Here is a 23,310-nt window from a genome sequence, read left to right on the forward strand (position 1 = left end):
AATAAGTCAAAATGAAATACATTCTAATTCTTTTAATTTCTTGTTTCGAATTGTTCAACGTTTATTCTCAAGAAGATAATACACCTTATCTTTTTCCTGAATTTACGAAAGGATATGTTTATTACAAAGACGGAAGAATATTCCATGTACCGCTCAACTATAATTTATTCAATGGAAAGTTTTTCTTCATTGACAATGATAAGATAAAGAAAGAGTTTTCCGATCCGAATATGGTTACTTCTCTCAAAATAGGAGAAAGAACTTTTCTACCGGTTTCAAGCAAAGAAACAGCTGAATTAATCCAATCTGAACCTAAAATCCTTGTCCAATACAATGGAACAAGGAAAATCAAAAAAGATTTGACATATGGTGGTAAAACAGAAACAGCTTCTGTCGAAGGCTATAGCAATCTCATATATGGTTCAGGAGATTACCAAGCAAATACTTTTTTAGACAAGATCAAGTATAAATTCTATATTGAAAAAGGTAAAGGGTTTAAGAGTTTCTCTACCGAAAAACAATTCTTAAAAATATTCCCTAAACACAAAGAGCAGCTTAAACAATACATTGATGGTAATAAGATAGATTTTGAGACTATTGGCGAAGTCAAAAAACTATGCGACTATGCTCTATCTTTGAACTGAAAAGAGGTGGCCTCCTTCAACAGGGCCACCTCTTCTAATTTATAATGTTTGTATTATCATTTCTTTTCGATAACCATCAGCTTCCCGTTATCGGTCCCGTAAAAAGCAATCGTATTCACAGGTTTCACATTTCCTTCTGCCTCAAAACGGACTACTTTGTTCAGAGCTTCCAGAAACTCCTGTTCTCCCTTCAAATTAGGACACGCCATACGTGTTGTTGCCACTTGAGGAAACTTAATGATGTTTTTTCTGGCTTCCGAATATTCAATATTCCCATTCATACGGTTACAACCTGCATTTCCTGACAAATGGTTGCGTGCAACGTCAATGACTATGAGCTGGTTACTTTCTGACGGGTCTAACTTTTTACCGTTCAGTTCTACCACACTCCATTCTCCATTCAAATCGGAATAAGATGCGACCACTGCTTTTTGTGATTTACAGGAAGCAAATACGGCTATTCCCACAACTGCCAGGCATAGATATAAATACTTCTTCATTTCTGTTAGTTTTTAGATAAAACAAGCAGAACATTACCGTCCTGATCGATCAATGTCATTTCACTCTCGGAACTACCGGCTTTTACCGCTTTCACATTGCCCATAGCCTGCATAATGGCATCTTCTGTAGCCATATCCGGACAAGCCATCATCGTTGCAGCACCCGGTGCTATGGTTATTGCAGAAATGTCTTTATCATCCAATGTAAAAGAAGAATTGAACATATTACAGCCTGCATTGCCATGCAATTTATTCTGCGCCATATCAAACTCCATATAGGGTAATCCTTCCTTCAGGATCTTTTCACCTTTCACCTCTATTACATTCCATTTACCTTCCAGTTTCTTGGCATCTGTTTTGGCTTCAGAACAAGAAATCATCATCCCAAGTACCATCGGGAGCATCAATACATAAAAAATCACTCTTTTCATAATCTATACTATTTGTTATATCACTTACAAAGATAAGACGCCAAATCCATCTAAATTGTTCCCCAAAGGTACTGTATTTAGTTAACATTAACAATCCATTCCTGCATAGCCTCCCTCATCCTTCTGAGGTTTTACATTATTTTCTGTAAGTTTGCACCCGACGAACAAACTATAAATGAGGATATAATGAAGGGATCGGGCATTGCACCTATTTTGATTTTACTATTTATATTAGGTATCTCCTGTAAAAACACACCTAAACAATGCGAAGAAGAAGTAGACAGCGAATGGATCGACAGTCTGCAACGTGTATACCAATACGGCATCTGCATCGATACACTGGATATAAAAGAATATAAGATGAAAAACGGCGATAACCCTGCCGCTATATTCTCAAGCCTCGGTTTTTCCGCTCTTATGGCCGACAGTATCAGCAGATCGTCTCTCGAGGTGCTGGATCCAACCAAATTACAAGCAGGCATGCACTATTATACATTCAGCATGCAAGATAGTACCGCCCAAATCCGCTACATCGCTTTTGCCAAAACAAAGACAGACTATGCCGTGATCGATTTTACCGGTGATACTATCAGTGCCTATGAATTTAATAAGCCGATCACTTTAAAACGCCAATATGTGGAAGGTACTATAAACTCTTCGCTATGGAACGTACTGCAATCGAATGGTGTAAACCCGTTACTGGCAATTAATATAGCCGATGTTTTTGCCTGGCAGATCGACTTTTATGATGTCAAAGAGGGGGATTCTTTCCGCGTACTATACGATATTGCTTATATAGACGATACAACCGCTTTAAATATAAGCAGTATTCAGGGAGCTATATTTACCCATCAGGGAAAAGATTTTGTTGCCATTCCCTTTACCCAGGACAGTGTCTTCGAATACTTCGATCAGGATGGGAACAGTTTGAGAAAGGCTTTCCTGAAAGCTCCTCTGGATATCTTCCGTATCACCTCACGTTTTACGAATGCCCGTTTTCATCCGATCCTGAAACGCTATCGCGCACACCACGGGGTCGATTACGCGGCACCGGTCGGTACTCCCGTCAAGAGTATCGGGGCCGGGACTGTCATAGCCAAAGGATATCAGAATGGTGGAGGGAACTTCCTGAAAGTACAGCATAACTCCGTATATACCACCACCTATATGCACCTCAGTAGGTTTGCCAAAGGCATACAGGTAGGTAGCCATGTTCAGCAGGGCGAAGTCATTGCCTATGTCGGTTCAACCGGCCTTTCAACCGGTCCACACCTGGATTTTCGGGTACATAAGAACGGGCAACCGATAAATCCTTTAAATATGGAAGCACCGCCCTCTCTTCCTGTCAAGCCTGAATTACGTGACAGTTTTCAGTTGGCTAAACAACAATTTTTTGCCGAACTGGATAGCATGCAGAAGCTATCCAATGAGTGCCTACCCGCTAACTGACGGGTGACTATCGATTTCAGAACCGATAACTATTGCTTTTAATGAGATTTATGGTACATTTGTAAACACGATAAATGTATTGATATATGAAATTTTTAGGCAATATCATCTGGTTAATATTCGGTGGACTGATCACCAGTATCGAATATCTGGTCTCAAGTCTGCTACTGATGATCACGATCATTGGCATTCCTTTCGGATTACAGACACTGAAACTGGCTTTACTGGCCTTGTGGCCTTTCGGTAGTACGGTTACGGATAATGGGAATTCCGGCGGTTGTCTTTGTATCATTATGAATATACTCTGGATCATACTGGGGGGATTCTGGATTTGTTTGACTCACCTGGGGTTCGGCCTGTTGCTATGTATTACAATCATCGGTATTCCCTGGGGTAGGCAACATTTCAAAATGGCTGCCCTTGCGCTGACTCCTTTCGGAAAGAATGTCAATTAATCCAGTACCGGATAACTTTGCCGGGCTTCTGCCCGGCTACAAGCATTAAAATGCCACCACTCGTATGGAATGATACGGAATCCGGCTTGTTTCATGACCCGGCGCAACAGCTGACGGTTATTATATGCTGCACGGCCTATTTTACCGGCATTCAATAAGGCATCCTCATTATTCGTATGAGCTTCTTCCCCAAAGAAATCGAAAGGTGTTCCCATAGGAAGAGGTTTGCCTGTCTCATCCAGAATAGTCACGTCTACGGCCATTCCATAATTATGCAGTCCTCCTCCATTTGCCGGATTACTCACATAATTCACTTTATCCGTTCCGCGGACAAGTGCCCACATTTTACGTTGCACCGACATCGGACGGGCGGCATCATAGACGACCAAAGTGAAGCCTGGCTGTTCTTTTTTCAATAATCGTTGCGCAGCTATAAGCTTTTTTGCAGCATCCGGATGAAGCCAGGCACGTGTTATTCCGGTATAAACGGCTTCTTTCATAAAATTATCGGTTGTTGCATAAACCAGCTGTACACGTATTGTTGAGTCCAATGTAGCAATATCCACCAATCCCTTATTATGTAAATAAGTATCCAATTCCTCTGCACTACCGCGAGCACAAAAAAGGAATACTACCAACAGGAAAATATGTTTTTGCCAACTCATTGGAAATCATTTTAATCTATAGAAATCTGCTCTACCTCTATAGGGTCATTCAGGAAGACAGAGGCGGCATCTGAAAACTTTGCAGCCGATTCCGTTGTCAGAAACCGGCATTCTCCACCACGGGTAAGCCGTCGGTTCATTTCCGGATGTCTGTTTAAGTAATCTATCAGGCTCTCCGCCACGTATTCTCCCTGAGGGAGCACTGTGATCCCGGCCGGTAAATACTGCTTGATTTTGCCAATTAAAAGAGGATAATGCGTGCATCCCAATACCAGAGTGTCTATCCTGGGATCCACAGATAAAACATGATCCAAATGCTTTTTTACAAAATAGTCTGCCCCCGGAGAATCGAACTCATTATTCTCAACCAAAGGAGCCCACATAGGACAAGCTTCCCCCGTCACCTTAATATGTGGAAACATTTTACCAATCTCAAGCGAATAAGATTGAGAAGAAATCGTACCGGAAGTGCCTAAAATACCGATATGCTTTGTTGTACTGATCCGGTCCATTATTTCCACTGTCGGACGAATAACCCCCAACACACGGCGTTCTGCATCCCATTCAGGAAGATCTAGCTGCTGAATGGAACGCAACGCTTTTGCCGAAGCTGTGTTACAAGCTAAAATAACCAATTGGCATCCTTCTTCAAACAACTTCAATACAGCCTGACGGGTAAACCGGTAAACGACCTCAAACGAACGTTGCCCATACGGGGCACGTGCATTATCACCCAAATAAATATAGTCATATTCAGGCATTGCCTGGCGGATTTTATCAAAGACAGTCAACCCGCCATAACCGGAATCAAAAATCCCTATCGGTCCTGTTTGTTGTGAAAACATATTTCTTCCTTCTTTTATAATACAACAAAGGATGCCCTCCATAGAAAGGCATCCTTTATTATATCTCTAATTAGAATTATTATTTCAAACCTAATTTAGCTTTTACCAGCGGAGTTGCATCGATTGCTGAATTACCAGTATAAAGAACGATGCCAGGATTGTTATCAAGCATATATGTATAGCCTTTTTCATCTCCTACAGCTTTGATAGCAGCTCTGAGCTTATCCTGGATCGGAGCCAGCAATTCCTGCTGTTTTTTACTCATATCCTGTTGTGCAACCTGAGTAAAGTTATCCACTCTCTGCTGAATATCCTGCAATTCCTGCATTCTTCTTACTTTGATATTTTCAGTCATTGAGTCCTGTTGGGCGATATAATCAGCATATTTTTTCTGCCATTCATCTTCCATCGTTTTCATCTCGCCGGCATATTTGTCATTCATTTGCTTTAACGTTTCCTGCATAGCCGTTATTTCCGGCATTACAGACATAATTTCCTGAGAATTTACGATCGCTACTTTCATTTCCTGAGCAAAAACTCCTAACGGGAGGATCATCAACAAAAAAATAATCAGTTTCTTCATTTTCTATAAAATATTACTTGTTATTAATCAATCATTTTTTTTGTGCATAAAGCGCACAAATGTAAGCATTTATTTTGAATATCCTAACTTTAACAGCACTTCATTGCTAATATCTATCTTCGGAGAAGCATAAATAATATTCATAGCAGCAGCACGGTCAACAACCATTTGATATCCTTTGTCATCCGAAATTTCTTTCACTGCGTTGTATATCTCATCCTGAATAGGCTTCATCAGACTTTCACGCTTCTTATACAACTCACCTTCCGGCCCGAAATACTGACGTTTCAAGTCTTGTGCTTCCTGTTCCTTCTTCACAATTTCCTCTTCACGCTTCGTTTTCATCTCGGCAGAAAGAAACACCAGGTCACTCTGATAGGTCTTATACATATTTTGCGCTTCCTGCTGAATAGCTTCCACCTCGTTTTGCCATTTCTTCGACACCTGGCTCAACTGTTCGTTTGTCATTTCATAAGCCGGAATATTTTTAAGAATATATTCCATATCTATCAAAGCAAACTTTTGCGCCATACCGGCAAAAGAGCAGAGGAGCATCATACAACTCAAAACAATAATCTTCTTCATACGCTTTCTTTTTATAGTTTCACTCTCTGACTACAAATATAGCGGAGGGTTTACTTTGTTCCAACGAATTATGGTTAACGCTTGACGATGAATTGTTAAATTTAGATTAATCCATTGTTTTTTATTAGAACTCCTGTCCAATAATGAAGTGGAAGTTACTACCACCAGCACTACGTGAACCATCGACCTTGTCGAAACCGTATGCCCAGTCGATACCCATCAAACCGATCATCGGAAGGAAGATACGAACACCGACACCGGCGGAACGCTTCAAGTCAAACGGATTAAAGCTCTTCAAATCTCTCCAAGCATTACCGGCTTCAGCAAATACAAGACCGTAAATCGTAGAAGACGGTTCCAGCAAGAACGGATAACGTAACTCCATTGCCAGGCGGGAGTAAGCATAACCGTAAGAACTATATCCACCGTTACCGGCGATACTACCATTTTCGTAACCTCTCAAACCGATCGTTTCCGTTGCGTATGTGCTGGAGTATCCACTCATACCGTCACCACCCATATAGAAGGTTTCGAACGGAGAACGTTTATGTTTGTTGTAAGATCCCAGGAAGCCGTATTCCACACGGGTCATCAATACCGGTGTACGCTTAACTGCCGAAGGAGCCAACGGAGAGAAGATCTTTGCTTTGAACTTCCACTTATGGTATTCGATAAGCTTAAACTTACTTTCGTCATTATCGCTCATGTTTGCATAATCCTTTCCATCCCATAAAGAATAAGGAGGAGTTGCACTGACAGACAAAGAGAACTGTGAACCACGACGAGTATACAGCGGGTTGTCGATAGAGTTACGCTGCAACATCAATTCCAGGTTTATATTATGGCAATTGCCATTCTGTACCAGGAAGTATGCCCAGTCGTGCATCATATACAACTGATAATTCAATGTAGCCATAAACTGGAAGTAGTCATCCGGCCAGTTCAAACGTTTACCGTAACCGGCAGAAAGTCCGAACATCATGATCGACTTATCTGGGTCGTATGCCAATTCGTAGTTGTTATACCCGCCATAACCATAACTGCCGCCATAACCGCCATACATACCACCATAGCCGCCATAATAAGGATAACCATAACCACTACCATAATAATTAGACATACTATTATTATAGTAGTTACTACTGATATCAGTCTGTTTAGAGAAGTAAGCACTTACGGAAAGCGTATTCGGGCGTCTACCTCCGAACCATGGGTCCATAAATGAAATACTATATGCCTGATAGTAACGTCCGTTGGTCTGACCGCTTAATGTCAAAGTCTGGCCTTCACCTTGCGGAATGATACCTTTATAGGTCTTCGGATTCAGGAAGTTCTTCATAGAGAAGTTCGTAAACTTCAGACTCAACTTACCGATCACACCTGTCTGTCCCCAACCGGCCGAGAATTCGATCTGGTCATTAGCCTTTGATGTCAGGTTATACTGGATATCCACTGTTCCGTTTTCAGGATCAGGTAATGGCTTCGGTTCCATATTTTCAGGGTCGAAGTGCCCCATCTGGGCAATTTCACGAACGGAACGCATCAAATCTTCACGGCTGAACAACATACCAGGTTTGGTACGAAGCTCACGACGCACGATATCTTCATACAGACGGTCGTTACCGTTAATGATCACACGATTGATGGTAGCCTGCGGACCTTCCTGAATACGCACTTCCAAAGAGATAGAGTCGTTATCCACATCTACTTCTACCGGATCGGCACTAAAGAATATGTAACCATTATTATAATAGACATTGGATACAGCATCTTCATCTGTCGACAAACGTTCCGTCAGCTTTTTCTGGTTATACACCTCACCCGGCTTCATTCCGAGGATCGCCTCCAGATAATCAGAAGCGTACTGCGTATTACCCACAAAACGAATGTCTTTCAGATAATATTTGTCTCCTTCTTCCAGTTTCAGGAAGATATCGACCTTCTTCTCATTAAAATTCACAACACTATCAGCCAGCAATACCGCGTCACGATAACCATGTTCGTTATATTTGGAGATAATGTTCTGCTTATCTTTTTCGTATTCTTCCGTAGTGAACTTCTTCGTGCTGAATGCTTCCAGGATACTGGTCTTCCAGTCGTTCGGAATACTGAACTTTTCATTCGTCTTTTTCATCGCCTTCTTCAGGTCCCTGTTAGACAAAGCCTTGTTTCCTTCAAAGTAAATACGATGAATCTTCGTCTTTTCATTCTTATCGATATTGATATCGACGATCACTTCGCCCTCTTTGGACAAATCATCACGTTGTACAATATCGACGTCTACATTCTTAAAACCTTTGCCGTCAAAGAACTTCTGAATAACGATCTTTGCACGGTCCATCAGGTTGGGAGTTACCTGGAAACCCTTCTTCAAGCCCAACTTGGCTTCAAGGTCTTCCCGTTCCCCTTTCTTTATACCATGATAATTTACTTCTGATATACGGGGACGTTGCTTCAACTGGATCTCCAGCCAGATCTCGTCACCTTCAATCTTGGTTGCCAGGATTTTTACATCCGAGAACAATCCGTGTTTCCAAAAACGCTTTACCGCTGTTGTAATCTCATCACCGGGAATAGTGACCATGTCACCGACCGATAGTCCGGAGAAACCGATTAACACGAAATCATCATAATTTTTAATACCCGTTACCTTGATATCGGCAATTTTATACCGTTTCGGCGCTAACGAATAATCAATGACCGGCACTTCTGCCGGTGCTTCAACCTGGGTAGTGTCACTTTCCTGGGCAAATGCTCCGCAGGCAAAACCTAGGAAAATAAAAAACAGCACTATTCTTTTGTACATATAACAGCTATTGTTTATAAGATTAATTGCTCACTTGTCTTACCGAAACGGCGTTCACGTTGCTGGTAATACAATATAGCTTCATACAACTCTTCTTCTCTGAATGCCGGCCAAAAGACATCGGTAAAGTAGAACTCCGCATACGAACATTGCCACAGCAAAAAGTTACTGATGCGTTTTTCTCCTCCGGTCCTGATCAACAGATCCGGATCGGGAATGCCTTTAGTCGTCAGGTGGTCCGAGACAACTGCCTCGGTTATATCGTTGGGGGTTATTTTCTTTTCCTCTACAAGAATAGCGAGCTGTTTGACAGCTTCTGTTATTTCCCAGCGGGATGAATAACTAAGAGCCAATACCAGAGTAGTCCCCGTATTGGCAGAAGTTTGTTCGATGCAATCCAGCAACGTAGCGTGTGCATCTTCCGGCAGACGGTCCAGATTACCGATCGCCATCAGACGTACATTATTTTTCATCAAATCCGGGGTCTCCCGATGAATAGCAGAGACAAGCAAACTCATCAATGCCTTCACTTCTTCTTCTGGCCGGTTCCAATTTTCTGTAGAAAACGTATACACTGTCAGGTATTTCAGCCCAATAGCCGTTGCCGCCTCTACCACTTTACGAACAGAAACAACACCTTCCTGATGTCCATAGCTCCGGTCTTTCCCTTGCGCTTTGGCCCAACGTCCGTTTCCATCCATAATAATCGCCACATGTTGCGGCAAGCGATTTTTGTCTATTTCCTCTATCAATGACATAGTGTTTCTCAGTATCTAAACGTACTGTTACTGTTTATACTATTACATGGCCTGTTACGCGGACCGAAGTCCCAGGTAACAGATAGCAGTAAAAATGAATACCAATCCTTGTTCTTCAAAAAACTGCCGCTTATCTGATAAGGATTATCCAACATTGCATTATCTCCGTTCGTAACATCGAATTTATCTCCGAACAATTTACGGAAAGAGAACTCGCAACCCAGGTTAATCCTGTTCTTGATCTTATATTTTACGCCTACCCCTAACGGGATATTCGGTCCGAAAAACGCTTCATTTCCTGTGCCGTATGTAACTCCCAATCCCAGGAATACATACGGAGTAAAGCGCTTCGCTCCTGCATAATCAAATTTATCACTGTACGGAAAGAAGTTAAATTCCATCTGTCCGCCCAGTTCCACCAGGCTACGGCTGAACGATGCCTGCGCATTGTCCGGAAAAACATTTTCCAGTCCTTCCGTGCTACCCGAAACCTGCCCCCACATCAGATTTGCCTTAAAAGCCCATCTGAAGTTGGCATTATAGCGGAATACTGCTCCCACTGCCGGATTCATTCCTTTAAAGAAAGCATTCTTGTTGGCATCTCCCATATAGAAGGCGCCCCCGGCCATTCCGCCTATTTCATATTTATATTCCTGTGCGTGGAGACCGGAAAATGAACCGGCCAGCAGTATCAGTATAAGAACCCGTTGAAAAAAAGTTGAAGTCATATTACAATGCTGTTATGTTACTACACTTCTTTTTCTAACGGTAAAACCTTCTTAAAATTATACTACCATCCACGAACTTTATTAATCCTTAAAACCTAAACGGTTTATACGACCCTTCCAGATCTGATCCAGATCATTCGCATTATTATTCTCTTTTCCTCCGAAAATCAGCATGAAATTATCTTTATCCACTAAAACGGATGCAAAACCTCGTGCTTTATAATCTTCCGGCATTATAGCCAATGTGTCCGATAAAATCCATGTCACACCACCGTCTCTGGAGAAATACATATCTTTCTGTGCTTTATTAGCCTCGTCGATACCGCCTACCAGGCAGAATTTATCATCATAAGCAGAAAGCAGAACACCCTCTCTCTTATCAAAATAATCCGATTCCTGATCAGTCAGCAATACCCACTGTCCACCGTTCATGGTTCCCCAGGCAGAATTGAGCAACTTTCCGTTTTTATCTTTTCCGGCAACAACAGTCAGACTGTTTTGTTTGCTACCCGAAGAATAAGAAGCCAAAGAACCAAAGCCACTAACCGGGAATCCGTCGTGTACAGCTTCACCCGCTTTCCATTCCAGGTCTTTATTCATATAAATAAAGTCCAATGTACCGTTATTATCAGCAATGGCAGACAGGAAAGAAGACTGTCCCAAGCCTTTTTCGTTATTGACCGCTCCCAATAAAGCCTTTATTGAATAAGTCTGCTCTACAATCGTCCAGTCTTGTCCGTTGACAGAGCGATAAAGCGCACCTTTTGTTGTCGGCACATACAATGCATCCCCGTATTCAGTCATCTGTGAAAGACGGACTTCACCGGCAGGCAGACCATTCAAAGTCATATCCGTCCAGCTTCTGGCATTCGAAACTGAAGAGCTATGCAATGAATATCCTTTACTTGCATCAGTTGCTTGTGCGTACATATAATAGTACTCATTACCTTCCTCACCCCACGTTATGACTTTCTGTTCTTTTACGGGGAAGCCAAGTACATTACTTGTATATAGCTCCCAGGTCATAGAATCAGGTACCACCTGATGAATATTAACCCAAGCTTTATAAACCTTTGATGAAAGACCATCATAAGCCTTTGTCACAAATTGAACAGGTTTGGAGAAGTCCAACGAATCTTCTTTATTCCAATAAAAGGTAGAATCCGGCAACGCTTCCTGTGTCACCTCGATAGAAACCAACCCTAAGCCATTCGTTACCTTACAAACGACTTTCCCTACTTCCGTACCGAAAGGCAGAGAGTCCGGATTAAAAATCTTTCCGTTTACCTGATCGATCACAAACTTCACTGTATCCAACTCTCCTCCCAGTATGGAGTCATGACTTATATAAAAAGATGTCAACTGACAATCCTTAGGTACATCATACTCCTGATCGTCTGAATTCAGACAAGAAGACAGAAACAATGCAATACATCCCGCTACAAATAGTACTATTCTATTTTTCATCCAAAAATAAGTTTGTTGCATATAAAGCCACAAAAGTAGAAACATTTTTTGCTTTATTCCCAATATCGGCTAATATTTATAATATTTTAGTTCCATTAAACTACTTCGCTCACTGATTCTTCCTTGAAAAAATAGAGATTACATGATCCTGCACTTTTTTCACGTCCGTCAGTACCAGAGAGGCCACCCTATCCAGATCCGGAGCTTTCACACCCGATTCCAGACTGACAGGGGCTGTTTCAACCAACATTTGATCCCATAAACCTTCCTTTAGAAAATGGCCGAGAAGCGTAGCTCCCCCCTCCACCATCAGGGAATTTAATTTACGGATATACAACTCATGCATCACCTGCGGCAAAACCGGTTGTGAAAAATCAATGGTGACATATTCCACATTCTCTCGGCTTATCGCATCTGCTACTGTCGTAAAAACCAACGTTTTTACCGTTCCGTCGAATAAATGATAATGAGACGGAATACGTAAGGTCCGGTCGAGTACCACCCTGACAGGCGACTTTCCCGCCCAATGACGTACCGTCAACGAAGGATTATCCAGCAAAGCCGTCTGTGTCCCGACCATGATAGCCGCCACATCCGCCCGCAAACGATGTACCCTGCGCATAGTCTCCGGAGAAGACAACACGACAGCCGGCGACGAATTATCCGTCCGCAGGCGGTCCATAAAGCCATCCGCACTCTGCGCCCATTTCAAATAAATATAAGGGCGCCGTTTTTCCTGGAAAGTCATAAACACCCGGTTCAACTCCCAGGCTTCCTTCTCCATTACGCCGGTCACCACTTCCACGCCTGCCTCCCGGAGCATCCTCACCCCTCTTCCCGACACTTCCGGAAAAGGGTCCAGACACCCGATCACCACACGCGGAATCTGTTTCTTTATGATCAGTTCGGCACAGGGAGGTGTTTTCCCATAATGCGAACAGGGTTCCAGGCTAACATACATGGTAGCCTCTTTCAACAAAGACTCATCACGGACCGAAGCGATTGCATTCACTTCGGCATGCGCTTCGCCATACTTCCGGTGATAACCTTCTCCGATAATTTTACCTTGGTGTACAACCACGGCTCCTACCATCGGATTCGGTGCCACACAACCCGCTCCGCCACGGGCTAATGAAATACAGCGAGCCATATATTTATTTTCAACCTCGACCATTTTCTTTGCTTATAAATGGTTTTTGCATTACTTTTGCATTAAAATTACAATTTTATGACCGAGACTGTCGCCTACATACAAGATACGCTTAAAGACTATTATCCGCTTAGTGAAATTAAAGCTTTCATTCGCTTGATAATGGAGCGCGTGTGCGATATCCAGCCGCATCAATTCTTACTCTGCAAAGATAAAGAATTATCCGATAAGGAAAAGACACAAATTTATAATATCGTAGAACGATTGACAAAATATGAACCGATCCAGTATATTTTCGGCAAAACCGACTTTTACGGATTCGAGTTTCTGGTAGACCCGTCTGTCCTGATCCCGCGTCCGGAAACGGAAGAGCTGGTCGAGCTGATCGTACATGATTATGCGAAAAAAAGCATCGACATATTGGATGTAGGCACAGGAAGTGGTTGCATCGCTATCACGTTAAGAAAATTATTGAGCAAAGCGCAGGTTTCTGCACTCGACATCTCACCCGAGGCCCTGAAAATCGCCCGAAAGAATGCCGGGCTCAACCGTGTGCAGCTCACGTTTTATGAAAAAGATATTCTTCAGCCCTCCAAAACAGCCGATTCCATAGAAGAGGAGTTCGACGTCATTGTCAGCAATCCCCCTTATGTCATGGAAAAGGAAAAATCGGAAATGGAGAAAAACGTGCTCGACTACGAACCGTCGCTCGCCCTATTCGTCCCCGACGACAATCCTCTGTTGTATTATAACAACATTACGCGTTTTGCCGAACAGAAACTGAAGAAAAAAGGGTATCTCTATTTCGAAATAAACGCACAGATGGGTGAAGCCGTCGTGAACATGCTGCGCATGATGGAATTCAAAAATGTAGAACTGATACAGGACCTGTCCGGCAAAGACCGCTTCGTAAAAGCACAGACATGGAACAGATAACCGAAGCAGAAATGTTACGCCGTGCTGCCACCTATTGTTCGACAGCCGAACGTTGCATCCAGGACGTACAGAAAAAGATCAAGGCTGCCGGACTCACTCAGGAGGAAGGCGAACGCATCATCGCACGCCTGCTTCAGGAAAAGTTCATCGACGAACACCGGTTCGCCCGCTACTTTGTGAATGATAAGTTCCGTTTCAACAAATGGGGACGCATCAAAATCGCTTACGAACTTCAAAAAAGAAATATCCCCGCCGCCATACGTACAGAAGCGTTGGAAGGGATAGATGAAACAGAATATGCCCATATCCTCCAATCGTTGCTAAAGGCGAAAAAGAAGTCGACCAAAGGAAAAGACGACCGGGATATTTACATCAAACTTCTCCGTTTTGCCGCCGGCCGTGGTTTTGAGAACCGCGAAGTTTCCCGTTGCCTGAAACAATTATTCAACGGTAACGATTATGAGGAAGATTTTTAATGACCTGCTGAATCTCTTCTTTCCTAAACTTTGCATGATATGCCAGACTCCTCTTGTCGGAGGGGAAGAACATATCTGCCTGAAATGTCTTTGCGACCTTCCCCGTACAGGTTACGATTTCCTGAAAGAGAATCCTGCTACATTCCTGTTCGCAGGAAAAGTTCCCGTTTACCGGGCTACCGCTTTCCTTCGTTATGAGAAAGGCGGCCACGTACAACAACTCATCCATTCCCTGAAATACCACGACAACCGTGAGATCGGCTTCCGGCTGGGACGCATGGCAGGTCTGCATTACCGGCAAGCCATCCAGTCAGACTGTCCCGACCTGCTCCTTCCCGTCCCGCTTCATCCCAGAAAAAAGAAAAAGCGCGGTTACAACCAATCCGAATGGATAGCCCGGGGACTGAACTGCCTGTTGCAACTCCCCATAGATACCACCAGCCTCCGCCGCATCAAAGAGACAGACACACAGACAAACAAACCGACCTACGAGCGCTGGCAGAACGTACAGGATATCTTCTCGGTGGTCGCCCCGAAAGAACTGGAAGGCAAACATATCCTCCTGATAGACGACGTCATCACCACCGGTTCGACCATCGGAGCATGTGCCGAAGCCTTACTGACCGTGCCCGGAGTACGGGTAAGCATACTGGCTGTAGCGATTGCCTGAAAAACAGCAAACAACTATAAATACAGAAAGCCCGACAGAGTTACTGACCGGGCTTTCTCCTGCACTCTCTCTTCACAGAGATAAAACAGAGTTACTTTATTTTTATTACTTTAGTATTACTAATACTGCTTGTTCTCCTGTCGCAGGGTATTTAGCTCATATAAAAAGCTGCGCAGTATTGAAAAATTATTTGATTAAATAATTGTCTGTTTATTTTACAATCGCTTTCACAGCAGCCTCGCCTTCGACAGCAACAACCACAACACCAGCAGGAGCAGCGATAGTAGCTTCGTCGGAAGTAATCAGCATGCTGGCTACAGTCTGGCCGAGAACATTGCTGATAGCCACTTTCTTGCCTTGTGCACCCTTAACGACAACAGCACCTTCTGTTGCAGTTACACTGATCGTAGATACGGAAGGAGTAACAGCATCTGTTGCCACTTCGTCATCTGCCTTATATTCTACGTCGAAGATCAAAGCATCGTCATCACGGGTAAAGAGATCGAACTTAGAATCGTCGTCAGAAAGAACCAGACAACCGTTCTGCATCTTCAACCAGTTCGCATTCACCGGAGCGATTTCGTCTGCAGGATTCACAGCGATCGATTCGATCAGGAATCTCTTATCGTCCGTTGCAGCCTTAGCCGGATTCAGATAACGGAAAGACCAGGTCACCGTTTTATGGCGGTCACCTCTCAGGTTAACGATATAGTCGGCTGAATATTTACCGGCTTTAACTGCTTCACGAACAGCCGCAGGATCAAAATCTTTGGCAGTAACGTCAGCAAACATACCGTTCAGGATATACAGGCTGTCACCTACATGAGCCGCTTTCACGAAACCAGCGCGAATATATTTCTTCCATGCGTAAACTTCTTCATTACCGGCTACAGCAGCAGAGTCTTTGAAATTCACCAGATATTTTCCGAATTCGAAGCCCGGAACAGCAGGTGTAGCATGACCACAATGTTCTGCATCGGTTTCCTTTCCATTTTTATCATAATGCTTACCTGTTTCAGTACAAGGCACACCCGGAGTTGCCGCTTTATCAGTACGTTCAATAGAGATCAGATACTGCGGTTTGATATAACCGGCACCACGATTCACCCAAGCCGTATCAACGATAAACGCTAATCCGGAAGGAGCTTTCGCGTCTGTGTAGATACCCAGGAAGTCGATACCTTTGTGAGTAAAGTTCTCGTTACCTTCGATCTGCAGGTATTCTTTACGATATTGTTCAACGAATCTTACAGTATCAGGACCGTCACCGGCTACCGCACCTTCCAGAGTCGTGTTGAAACGACGATAGAGAGGAGCATCATAAGGAGAGATCAGGAAAGAAGAAGTTCTGGCTTCTGCGATCAACTGTGCTTTCAAAGTAGCATCCTGAGTTTCGTCAGAAACACCGGCTTTAATTTCTAAAGGATTAGCACTAACTACTAATGTATAGAAATCATTTTTCTGTTCGTCGCTGGTTCTCTGTACATCATTATTTTCTTTGAAGAAGAATGTTACAAGATCAAAGTCAGGATCCGCAGAAATAGCGTATTGGTTTTCTGCATCTACACCGAATTTCAAATTACCATCAGCAGCAGGAACAGTCATCTGATAAGCCTGACGACGTAATTGCTTCAAACCACTGATACGACCGTTTGCATTTGCTACCGTATAACCATAATTAGCGATAGTACCTACAGCGTTCACTACGAACGGCTGAATATTGTCTTTAACAACCAACAGCGAATCCGTAGACTTGCCAATATACTTATCGCTTACATACGGGTTAAAGTAGTTGAATGTATAACGATTTACTTTCAAATCGTTGCTGTCAAAATTTTTGTAACCAAGCAAACTATCACCTAAAACAGTCAGGTCAGTGATCTGAATGAAGTTCAGAGAGTCTTTTGAGTCGATAGCCTTAACGCCACTCATTGAGATATTACTTGCCACAGAATAATAAGTAGCACCACTGTTCTTATACAACTGTATAGCCGGAGCATTAACATCGTTAGCAAACTCACGGTTTGTCAATGTCACAGTAGACTTGTCTTTCGCATATTCAGTAATATTGTCTTTCAAAACGACCCACTGGTATGCCGGCATATGAGCCACATTCTGTTCGTCAGCATTTACAGTAACCCATTCAGCCAAATCACCATTATCGTAGATCGGAGATGCCAGGTACTGACCTTTTGCATTTCTGATATAATACAAACCATCTGCGATTGAAGTTCTGCTATCTACTGCCGTTGCAGCATCAGACACAGAGAAAAGGAGGTTTTCTTTTGCTAATGTAGCATACGTCGGAGTTTCAGGAGAATAAAATGTCATCACCTCTGTCGTCGGTGTCAATAGAATACTCGACAATGTGCAATACTCATAAGGAGTACCGCTAGCCAAAGCAGTATACCAATGTGAACCATCAACATCAGGAGTCTCATCATAAGTGAATCTTGAATTTACTTTCGCTATAGAAACGAAAACACTGTCTCTAAACAGATCTTTTTCGATCTTGAAATTATTCGGAACCAGAGTTGACGCATCTTCACCGGTCTTCAATGCTTTACGAGCCAACTGGTATAAATTATTTTCATTCAGACCAGTTGCAGCATGAACAGCCGTGTCCACACGTAAGTACTTTTGTGTACCGAGTTCTTTTAATGTAACAAAACCTGAAATACCATCTTCTGCATGAAATTTCACGCCGCTGATCGCATCAACGAACAATGGTGTTTTGTTCGGGGTCATTGTGAAGTAATCACCGTTCGTCGCATCTGTCAAAACATTCAGATCGTCAGCTTTCATAACAACTGAAGTCGGTTTTACAGCCTGAATATCAGCATTGGTCGTACCCAAGCTACCCATGTTTTTATTAGCGTATTTATAAGCATACACATAATCTGTTCCGCTAATATTCGTTACGCCTAACGCCATGGTCGAGTCGGTGTCGATTGCATAAGTTAAACCTTTCACATCGGCTAAACCTGTTGCATCTGCCGAGTTCGCAACCCATGCCCATGCCATATTAACACCGGTAACAACCAAGCTAGGATCAGTAGCAACTGCCGGAGCAGTTACTGCGCCTCCGTCATCTGCAGCTACAGCGTTCTTCGGATCAAAAGAGATAGTCAAACCAGTAGCTTTATTTACAAATGTAAAGTGGTTTGAATTGGAGGCACTTGCGGCAATAGTCCATAGTGACTGATTGTAATCAGCATCTAAATCACCTGTCACTTTAACGAGTTTACCATCATCCAGTTTGAAAAATTCAGCCACAGACTTACTACCATCAGTTTCAGTAATCTGTTCACCAGAAAGCACATAATAGCCCTTTTCAATCTCTGTCACCTTATCCGCTTTCACCTGTGCATAGGCGGAAACGGAACCAAGCAGCAAAGCACCGGCTACCAAAGTAGAAAACTTTTTGTTCATAATCAATAAATTTAATTAATAATATTACTATACTAAAAGTTAATGTATAAAATCCTCTCAACCGTTGATATTCGTTAAATGACGAGTTTAAACGGTCGTTTTTTCTAGTCATTTTTTGAGCCCGGTTTTTATTTCATATCAAAAAGGGATAACTTCGTCCTTATTTTTCTATCATCCTGATAAGAAAGGTGATATAAACGGTAAAAAAGATTGGATAAAAGATTGTCGGTTAAAAAGATTGTTGTATTTTTGTGACGAGAAAAAAGGACCGTTTTCTTTAGTCACAAGATATATACTACCTAGATTTTGTAAATCAAAGCATAAATCACAAATATCACTTTATTCGAATTATTGATATAATTACGTTAGTGTACGCACACGTACGTAGTAATATGACATTTTTCCTATCAATACAGGCAAAAAGTAAAAAAAGATCAGAATCCTTTACTTTTTCATCATAAGAAAACAAGCCGAATACTCCACCCGATAAATAAAACGCCCCAAAAAGTTTTTACATAAATTAAGCCAACAATACTTCACACCGCGAATAAACAACGAAAGCCCGGCAGGTTAATCCTACCGGGCTTTGTTTTGTCTGTTTTCACTCTTCACAGAGGTGGAACAGAAGAACTTTATTTCATTACTTTAGTATTAATATTTACCGCTTGTTCACCTTCACAGGGTAATTGGAGTCCGATGACACCTCGCGGTAAACAATTTAAAATTATTTTGATTATAAATATTTCTTATTTTACGATAGCTTTTACAGCTGCTTCACCTTCAACGGCTACAACTACTACACCAGCAGGAGTTGCGATTGTTGCGTTGTCAGAAGAAACTACTGTGCTAGCTACAGTCTGGCCTAATACATTAGTAACTGTTACAGTCTTACCAGCTGCGTTCAATACCTGGATACCACCGTTTACTGCTACCACCTTAACAGTGCTTTCAGCGTCGATAGCTTCGTTTGAAGTAGGAACGTCGTCACCTTCAGACAGTGAGAAGATCTGAGCATCACGCATGATTTCGTCAATAGAACCTGTGTGATCATCATGGTCTTCAGAAGTACCAACTGTATTGTGACGTGCAATCACCGGACAACCGTTCTGAACTTTAATCCATCCACCATTGAATGAGCCTACAGCTGTACGTTCTGATTCGATGAAGAAGTTTTCTTCGTCTTCTCTGTCAATCAGACGCAGTGAGAATGTATAAGGAGAACCCATTACAGCCGGAGTCAAGCTCATGTCATCTTCTGTATCAAAGTAAACAGGATCAATAACGCCACCCTTTTCTTCTGCGACCTTCAACTCATCCAGAGTAAGTGCTGTTTTCTCATTCAAAGGATCATATTCTGACAAAATATACAGTTTACCATCTCTTAAAATACCTTCTATGAAGCCCAGACGGTCATAGCTTTCAAACTTGTAGTCTTTAGTAGAGTTCTTCATGTTGACCAAGAAACGACCAGTCATATAACCTTTGTATTCTTCTGCATGTCCACAAGGATCAGTCAGTTCATAACCATGGATCGGACAGTAGAAACCATCTTTTACAGTTGCTGTATCAACAGCGAACAAGAATTCAGGCATGATACCACCATTATCGCTAACCTTGAATGAAGCCATTGAAGGATTGTAACCTTCAGCCTGGTGAACACCTTCAGAAGTCAAACCTAGGAATCCGAATGTTTCAGTTCCATTTCCTTCATACAGATACTCATTAGCAGCACCTCTCTTCAGGAAGAACTTAACAGTTTTCTCAGCAGTCAAATCACGATACAACTGTACATCAGCCAACTTAATAGCAAATGTTGTGCTCGGTTCGCTAGGAATGTTGTTCAAGTCATCATAAGCCAATTTACTTGTAGATTCCAAAGAAGCCTGGCTTTCAGACTTATTATCGTTGTCTGCTTTGATCAATACATATGTTTCTGTTTTATTTTCACCCATTACTTCGTCAGATTTGAAGAAGAAACGTGCTTTTTTCAGTTTCGGAGTTGCAGCATCAGCTTCAGCTTCAGTCATAGCTTTATAGTAAGTCGGCTTGCCATTTTCAATTACCTGGTAAATCCAAGTTTTGTCATTGTCAACCAATGTTTCATCCAATACTTTTACATTGTATGCTTTTCTTGACAAAGCAGGAAGTTCTGCAACTTGGCTACCGAATGTAACAGCCCCGTCAGCAGCTTCTACAAATTCATAGTGACTCTTTTCACCCTTAGTCGGAACGAAGAACTTATCGTTAGTCAGGTTCAGGAAGTGACCATCTACCAGGTTATCATTCAGTTCGAATGTAAATTTCTTAACCAGCAAGTTATCACCAGCATCATAATAACCATGATCTGCTTTTGTCAAAGCATTTGTAGCTGTAACAGGATCAATAGTGTAGGCTACACGGTTGTTCAATTTTGCACCAGCAAAAAGACCATCAGTCAAATCACCTGCTTCAGTTTTATTAATAGCGAAGTATTTACCGTCAGTATCAACATAAAGTTGACCTTCGAATACAGTCTTGCCGAATTCACGGTTCTTAACAATTACTTGTTCGTTGCCTTTTTTCTCGATTGTCCACATAGTGGCAGGCATGTTGTTGTAATCTTGATTGTCTGTCGGAACATCCAATTGCATTTTACCATTGAAGTTGCATACGATATATTCGTCACCAACTTTGATAGTCTTCAGGTCAGAATCAAACGCAACACGTTTCAGATATGAGAATGACTGTTCGATAGAAGTTGTAACAGCAAAACCGTCTTTAGAAGCCGGAGCTACAGTAATAACCTTGCTACCATCTGACAATTTTACAGTTGTAAAAGAAACAGATTTTTCTGTATAATCATCTACACCAGCATTTTTAACAGAGTTAGCAGATGTAAGCTGAGTACCACCAGCGTTTAATGCACTTACTACACCTTTTTGAGTAAACTCTTTTGCTGCAACGCAATCAGCAAACGCTGTTTTTTTATTATATTCCTCATCTGTCATAATACCTGCATTCAACGGTTCGATGAATACGCGATCTTCTGTCGGGAAATAAGTAGCACGGAACATTGCACGTGCTTTCAAATAATTACCACCTGTCGGAGCAGCTGCAGCAATTACTTTCACGCTAGGAGATACACTCGGAAGTTTATTTTCTTCATAGCGTTCTGTACTGATCTGCAAATAATTTGCACCAGCCTTGAATGACAAATTGAAGTACTTATAATCATCACTGCCAAAAGCTGTTTCAGGAGTCGATACCAAACCGTCTACAGCTACAAATTCCTGTTCCAAAGCGTCTGCGCCTACCACGTTTTCTTCTTCAACCGTGAATTTGAAGTTTCCTTTACCGTCTGAATCCAAACGATTATTGAAGTCTTCTTTAGTCATAAAGAAAGGAGCAGCCACAACCGGTTTGATCTTCAAACCATCTGTAGGAGCTGATGCAGTAGCATCTGCAATAGTAACAGCAACCAAAGATGTTGCAGGAGCGGCATTACCATCAATCTGGCAATTGTAACCTTCAGTCACTAAAGCCGTATTGATTGCTTCACTTGCATCAGTTGCTGTTGCAGTTTTCAAATACATGACTTTCTTTTTGCCTTCTTTATTTGCATATACAGAATAAAGAGTAGAAAAGTCCATTGCATCATCACCGTTATCATTATTGATATACCAGTTCCAATCAGCAACACCTTTACCCAGTTCTTCTACATTACCTGTTACAGCCAAAATCTGATCGTAAGATAATTCATAACCGGTTTCTTTGTTTACGAAAGTAAACTTACCACCGCTTACACCATCTTCTTCACTGTATTTGATCTTCCATAGAGAAGCAGTCAGAGGAGCTGAAGAAGTTCCTAATTTCTCAACAATACGTAAATAAATCTTACCAGTCTCTCTGTTGCGTTCCTGAATCAATACAAATGCAGCGCCAGTATTAAATCCAGTATTTCCGCTTACTTCCAACTGATACCAGTAATTAGAGTTAATCTTTTTCACATCTTTGCTAAAAGTAGCACCTGTAACAAGATTTGCACCGTTAAATGCGGGATTCGTTGAACCGCCAGTAACGATTTTTGTATAGTCACCAGCACCCAGACGATACTCAAAATCAGTACCTGCATCATAATTCTGTGCAGCTACTGATCCGGTTACCAGGGCGGCAGCCATCAAAGTAAAAAACTTTTTGTTCATAATCAATAAATTTAATATTAATAATAGTGTTATAAAAGTCCTATCTATAACCCCGTTTAAATGTCATCAATTGTTAAATGACTAGATTAAACGTTCCTTTTTTCTCGCCACATTTTTGCTCCTCTTTTCACTTCGTGGAAAAAAAGAGGAATTTTGTACTAACTTTGCTATTATGTTGATAAGAAAGAATATAAGAGAAGAAAAAATATTTGTAAAAACATTGGTGGTTTAAAAGAATGTCGTAATTTTGCTGGCGAGAAAAAAGGAACGATTTTTTTAGTCACTACTTTCTGTTCCTTCAATCAATAATAATCATACTCTACAAGCACTTTTTCGACAAAGTAAAATCAAGCATTTTTCGCCTATACCCTTCAAATCGGTGCTTATGCGTCAGAACCCCGATGCCTAGTGATTTTGGAGCCGATAGTAACCCATCGGAGAAAAAGCTGTTTTCGGAACAAAAATAGTGCGGAGTCTCAAAAGTCTCAAAAATCTCTATCCTATTTCTGAAAATACGATATTTTTGCCAGGATCCGTTTTCTGGTAACA

19 protein-coding genes are annotated in these 23,310 nt (G+C 41.9%); 6 read left to right on the top strand and 13 right to left on the bottom strand.

Features of this window, described 5'->3' with window-relative positions; all coding sequences use genetic code 11:
• Window positions 1-11 precede the first annotated feature (11 nt).
• Window positions 12-644, top strand: coding sequence for a hypothetical protein (locus DWX23_RS04255; RefSeq protein WP_122373563.1), 633 nt, complete (start codon window positions 12-14; stop codon window positions 642-644).
• Window positions 645-700: 56 nt separating this feature from the next.
• Here the strand turns inward: DWX23_RS04255 and DWX23_RS04260 are convergent, their stop codons facing one another.
• Together DWX23_RS04260 and DWX23_RS04265 are read right to left on the bottom strand one after the other, a co-directional pair.
• Window positions 701-1,144 (bottom strand): META domain-containing protein, encoded by a 444-nt coding sequence (locus DWX23_RS04260; RefSeq protein WP_122373564.1) that lies wholly within the window; start codon window positions 1,142-1,144, stop codon window positions 701-703.
• Between the two features lie 5 nt (window positions 1,145-1,149).
• Window positions 1,150-1,575, bottom strand: a complete 426-nt coding sequence (locus DWX23_RS04265) for an META domain-containing protein (RefSeq protein ID WP_122354713.1) — start codon at window positions 1,573-1,575, stop codon at window positions 1,150-1,152.
• Window positions 1,576-1,761: 186 nt separating this feature from the next.
• Between DWX23_RS04265 and DWX23_RS04270 the strand changes: the two genes are divergently transcribed.
• Both DWX23_RS04270 and DWX23_RS04275 read left to right on the top strand, forming a co-directional pair.
• The gene (locus tag DWX23_RS04270; RefSeq protein WP_122354711.1) at window positions 1,762-3,024 is read left to right on the top strand and encodes a M23 family metallopeptidase; all 1,263 of its coding nucleotides are present in this window, start codon (window positions 1,762-1,764) and stop codon (window positions 3,022-3,024) included.
• Window positions 3,025-3,110: 86 nt separating this feature from the next.
• Window positions 3,111-3,479, top strand: coding sequence for a YccF domain-containing protein (locus DWX23_RS04275; protein WP_122373565.1), 369 nt, complete (start codon window positions 3,111-3,113; stop codon window positions 3,477-3,479).
• On the opposite strand, the gene DWX23_RS04280 is transcribed toward DWX23_RS04275, so the two are convergent.
• The 9 genes from DWX23_RS04280 to ribD all read right to left on the bottom strand — a co-directional run bounded on the left by DWX23_RS04280 (window position 3,476) and on the right by ribD (window position 13,090).
• Window positions 3,476-4,144: a M15 family metallopeptidase gene (locus DWX23_RS04280; RefSeq protein WP_122373566.1), complete on the bottom strand. Its 669-nt coding sequence runs from the start codon at window positions 4,142-4,144 to the stop codon at window positions 3,476-3,478. The genes DWX23_RS04275 and DWX23_RS04280 overlap by 4 nt on opposite strands.
• Before the next feature lie 11 nt (window positions 4,145-4,155).
• Window positions 4,156-4,989, bottom strand: a complete 834-nt coding sequence (murI, locus tag DWX23_RS04285; RefSeq protein ID WP_122373567.1) for a glutamate racemase — start codon at window positions 4,987-4,989, stop codon at window positions 4,156-4,158.
• A gap of 79 nt (window positions 4,990-5,068) precedes the next feature.
• Entirely contained in the window at window positions 5,069-5,572 is a 504-nt protein-coding gene (locus DWX23_RS04290; protein WP_122373568.1) for an OmpH family outer membrane protein, read from the bottom strand.
• Window positions 5,573-5,641: 69 nt separating this feature from the next.
• Window positions 5,642-6,157 (bottom strand): OmpH family outer membrane protein, encoded by a 516-nt coding sequence (locus DWX23_RS04295; protein WP_122354701.1) that lies wholly within the window; start codon window positions 6,155-6,157, stop codon window positions 5,642-5,644.
• A 124-nt stretch (window positions 6,158-6,281) separates the two neighbouring features.
• On the bottom strand, window positions 6,282-8,963 hold the full coding sequence (gene bamA / locus DWX23_RS04300) for an outer membrane protein assembly factor BamA (RefSeq protein ID WP_122373569.1): 2,682 nt from the start codon (window positions 8,961-8,963) through the stop codon (window positions 6,282-6,284).
• A gap of 14 nt (window positions 8,964-8,977) precedes the next feature.
• Window positions 8,978-9,721, bottom strand: a complete 744-nt coding sequence (locus DWX23_RS04305; protein ID WP_122354675.1) for an isoprenyl transferase — start codon at window positions 9,719-9,721, stop codon at window positions 8,978-8,980.
• Between the two features lie 8 nt (window positions 9,722-9,729).
• Window positions 9,730-10,449, bottom strand: a complete 720-nt coding sequence (locus DWX23_RS04310) for a DUF6089 family protein (protein ID WP_122373570.1) — start codon at window positions 10,447-10,449, stop codon at window positions 9,730-9,732.
• Between the two features lie 81 nt (window positions 10,450-10,530).
• Complete coding sequence (locus tag DWX23_RS04315) at window positions 10,531-11,961, bottom strand: DUF6242 domain-containing protein (RefSeq protein ID WP_199673215.1); 1,431 nt, start codon at window positions 11,959-11,961, stop codon at window positions 10,531-10,533.
• A gap of 64 nt (window positions 11,962-12,025) precedes the next feature.
• On the bottom strand, window positions 12,026-13,090 hold the full coding sequence (ribD, locus tag DWX23_RS04320; protein WP_122373572.1) for a bifunctional diaminohydroxyphosphoribosylaminopyrimidine deaminase/5-amino-6-(5-phosphoribosylamino)uracil reductase RibD: 1,065 nt from the start codon (window positions 13,088-13,090) through the stop codon (window positions 12,026-12,028).
• Window positions 13,091-13,144: 54 nt separating this feature from the next.
• Here ribD and prmC point away from each other — a divergent pair, with 54 nt between their 5' ends.
• The 3 genes from prmC to DWX23_RS04335 are packed head-to-tail and all read left to right on the top strand — an operon-like array spanning window position 13,145 to window position 15,148.
• Window positions 13,145-14,002, top strand: a complete 858-nt coding sequence (prmC, locus tag DWX23_RS04325; RefSeq protein ID WP_122354667.1) for a peptide chain release factor N(5)-glutamine methyltransferase — start codon at window positions 13,145-13,147, stop codon at window positions 14,000-14,002.
• A complete protein-coding gene (locus tag DWX23_RS04330; protein ID WP_122373573.1) occupies window positions 13,990-14,478 on the top strand; it encodes a regulatory protein RecX in 489 nt (162 codons plus the stop codon). Before prmC ends, DWX23_RS04330 begins: the two co-directional genes overlap by 13 nt.
• Entirely contained in the window at window positions 14,462-15,148 is a 687-nt protein-coding gene (locus tag DWX23_RS04335) for a ComF family protein (protein WP_199673217.1), read from the top strand. The genes DWX23_RS04330 and DWX23_RS04335 overlap by 17 nt, the downstream gene beginning before the upstream one ends.
• Window positions 15,149-15,358: 210 nt before the next feature.
• Here DWX23_RS04335 and DWX23_RS04340 read toward each other — a convergent pair whose 3' ends face one another.
• Together DWX23_RS04340 and DWX23_RS04345 are read right to left on the bottom strand one after the other, a co-directional pair.
• Complete coding sequence (locus DWX23_RS04340; protein ID WP_122373574.1) at window positions 15,359-18,580, bottom strand: DUF6383 domain-containing protein; 3,222 nt, start codon at window positions 18,578-18,580, stop codon at window positions 15,359-15,361.
• A gap of 746 nt (window positions 18,581-19,326) precedes the next feature.
• Window positions 19,327-22,761, bottom strand: a complete 3,435-nt coding sequence (locus DWX23_RS04345) for a DUF6383 domain-containing protein (protein WP_147382520.1) — start codon at window positions 22,759-22,761, stop codon at window positions 19,327-19,329.
• Between the last annotated feature and the right edge of the window lie 549 nt (window positions 22,762-23,310).

This window comes from Parabacteroides sp. AF18-52, assembly GCF_003479145.1.
GTDB classification, from domain to species: domain Bacteria; phylum Bacteroidota; class Bacteroidia; order Bacteroidales; family Tannerellaceae; genus Parabacteroides; species Parabacteroides faecis.

Bases quoted from the DNA above. Each gene is read 5' to 3' on its own strand.
- DWX23_RS04265 (WP_122354713.1), bottom strand. From the start codon at position 1,575: ATGAAAAGAGTGATTTTTTATGTATTGATGCTCCCGATGGTACTTGGG.
- DWX23_RS04335 (WP_199673217.1), top strand. From the start codon at position 14,462: ATGAGGAAGATTTTTAATGACCTGCTGAATCTCTTCTTTCCTAAACTT.
- DWX23_RS04345 (WP_147382520.1), bottom strand. From the start codon at position 22,761: ATGAACAAAAAGTTTTTTACTTTGATGGCTGCCGCCCTGGTAACCGGA.
- DWX23_RS04295 (WP_122354701.1), bottom strand. From the start codon at position 6,157: ATGAAGAAGATTATTGTTTTGAGTTGTATGATGCTCCTCTGCTCTTTT.
- DWX23_RS04290 (WP_122373568.1), bottom strand. From the start codon at position 5,572: ATGAAGAAACTGATTATTTTTTTGTTGATGATCCTCCCGTTAGGAGTT.
- DWX23_RS04280 (WP_122373566.1), bottom strand. From the start codon at position 4,144: ATGAGTTGGCAAAAACATATTTTCCTGTTGGTAGTATTCCTTTTTTGT.
- murI (WP_122373567.1), bottom strand. From the start codon at position 4,989: ATGTTTTCACAACAAACAGGACCGATAGGGATTTTTGATTCCGGTTAT.
- DWX23_RS04270 (WP_122354711.1), top strand. From the start codon at position 1,762: ATGAAGGGATCGGGCATTGCACCTATTTTGATTTTACTATTTATATTA.
- DWX23_RS04305 (WP_122354675.1), bottom strand. From the start codon at position 9,721: ATGTCATTGATAGAGGAAATAGACAAAAATCGCTTGCCGCAACATGTG.
- bamA (WP_122373569.1), bottom strand. From the start codon at position 8,963: ATGTACAAAAGAATAGTGCTGTTTTTTATTTTCCTAGGTTTTGCCTGC.
- prmC (WP_122354667.1), top strand. From the start codon at position 13,145: ATGACCGAGACTGTCGCCTACATACAAGATACGCTTAAAGACTATTAT.
- DWX23_RS04255 (WP_122373563.1), top strand. From the start codon at position 12: ATGAAATACATTCTAATTCTTTTAATTTCTTGTTTCGAATTGTTCAAC.
- DWX23_RS04340 (WP_122373574.1), bottom strand. From the start codon at position 18,580: ATGAACAAAAAGTTTTCTACTTTGGTAGCCGGTGCTTTGCTGCTTGGT.
- DWX23_RS04260 (WP_122373564.1), bottom strand. From the start codon at position 1,144: ATGAAGAAGTATTTATATCTATGCCTGGCAGTTGTGGGAATAGCCGTA.
- DWX23_RS04330 (WP_122373573.1), top strand. From the start codon at position 13,990: ATGGAACAGATAACCGAAGCAGAAATGTTACGCCGTGCTGCCACCTAT.
- DWX23_RS04310 (WP_122373570.1), bottom strand. From the start codon at position 10,449: ATGACTTCAACTTTTTTTCAACGGGTTCTTATACTGATACTGCTGGCC.
- DWX23_RS04275 (WP_122373565.1), top strand. From the start codon at position 3,111: ATGAAATTTTTAGGCAATATCATCTGGTTAATATTCGGTGGACTGATC.
- ribD (WP_122373572.1), bottom strand. From the start codon at position 13,090: ATGGTCGAGGTTGAAAATAAATATATGGCTCGCTGTATTTCATTAGCC.
- DWX23_RS04315 (WP_199673215.1), bottom strand. From the start codon at position 11,961: ATGTTTCTACTTTTGTGGCTTTATATGCAACAAACTTATTTTTGGATG.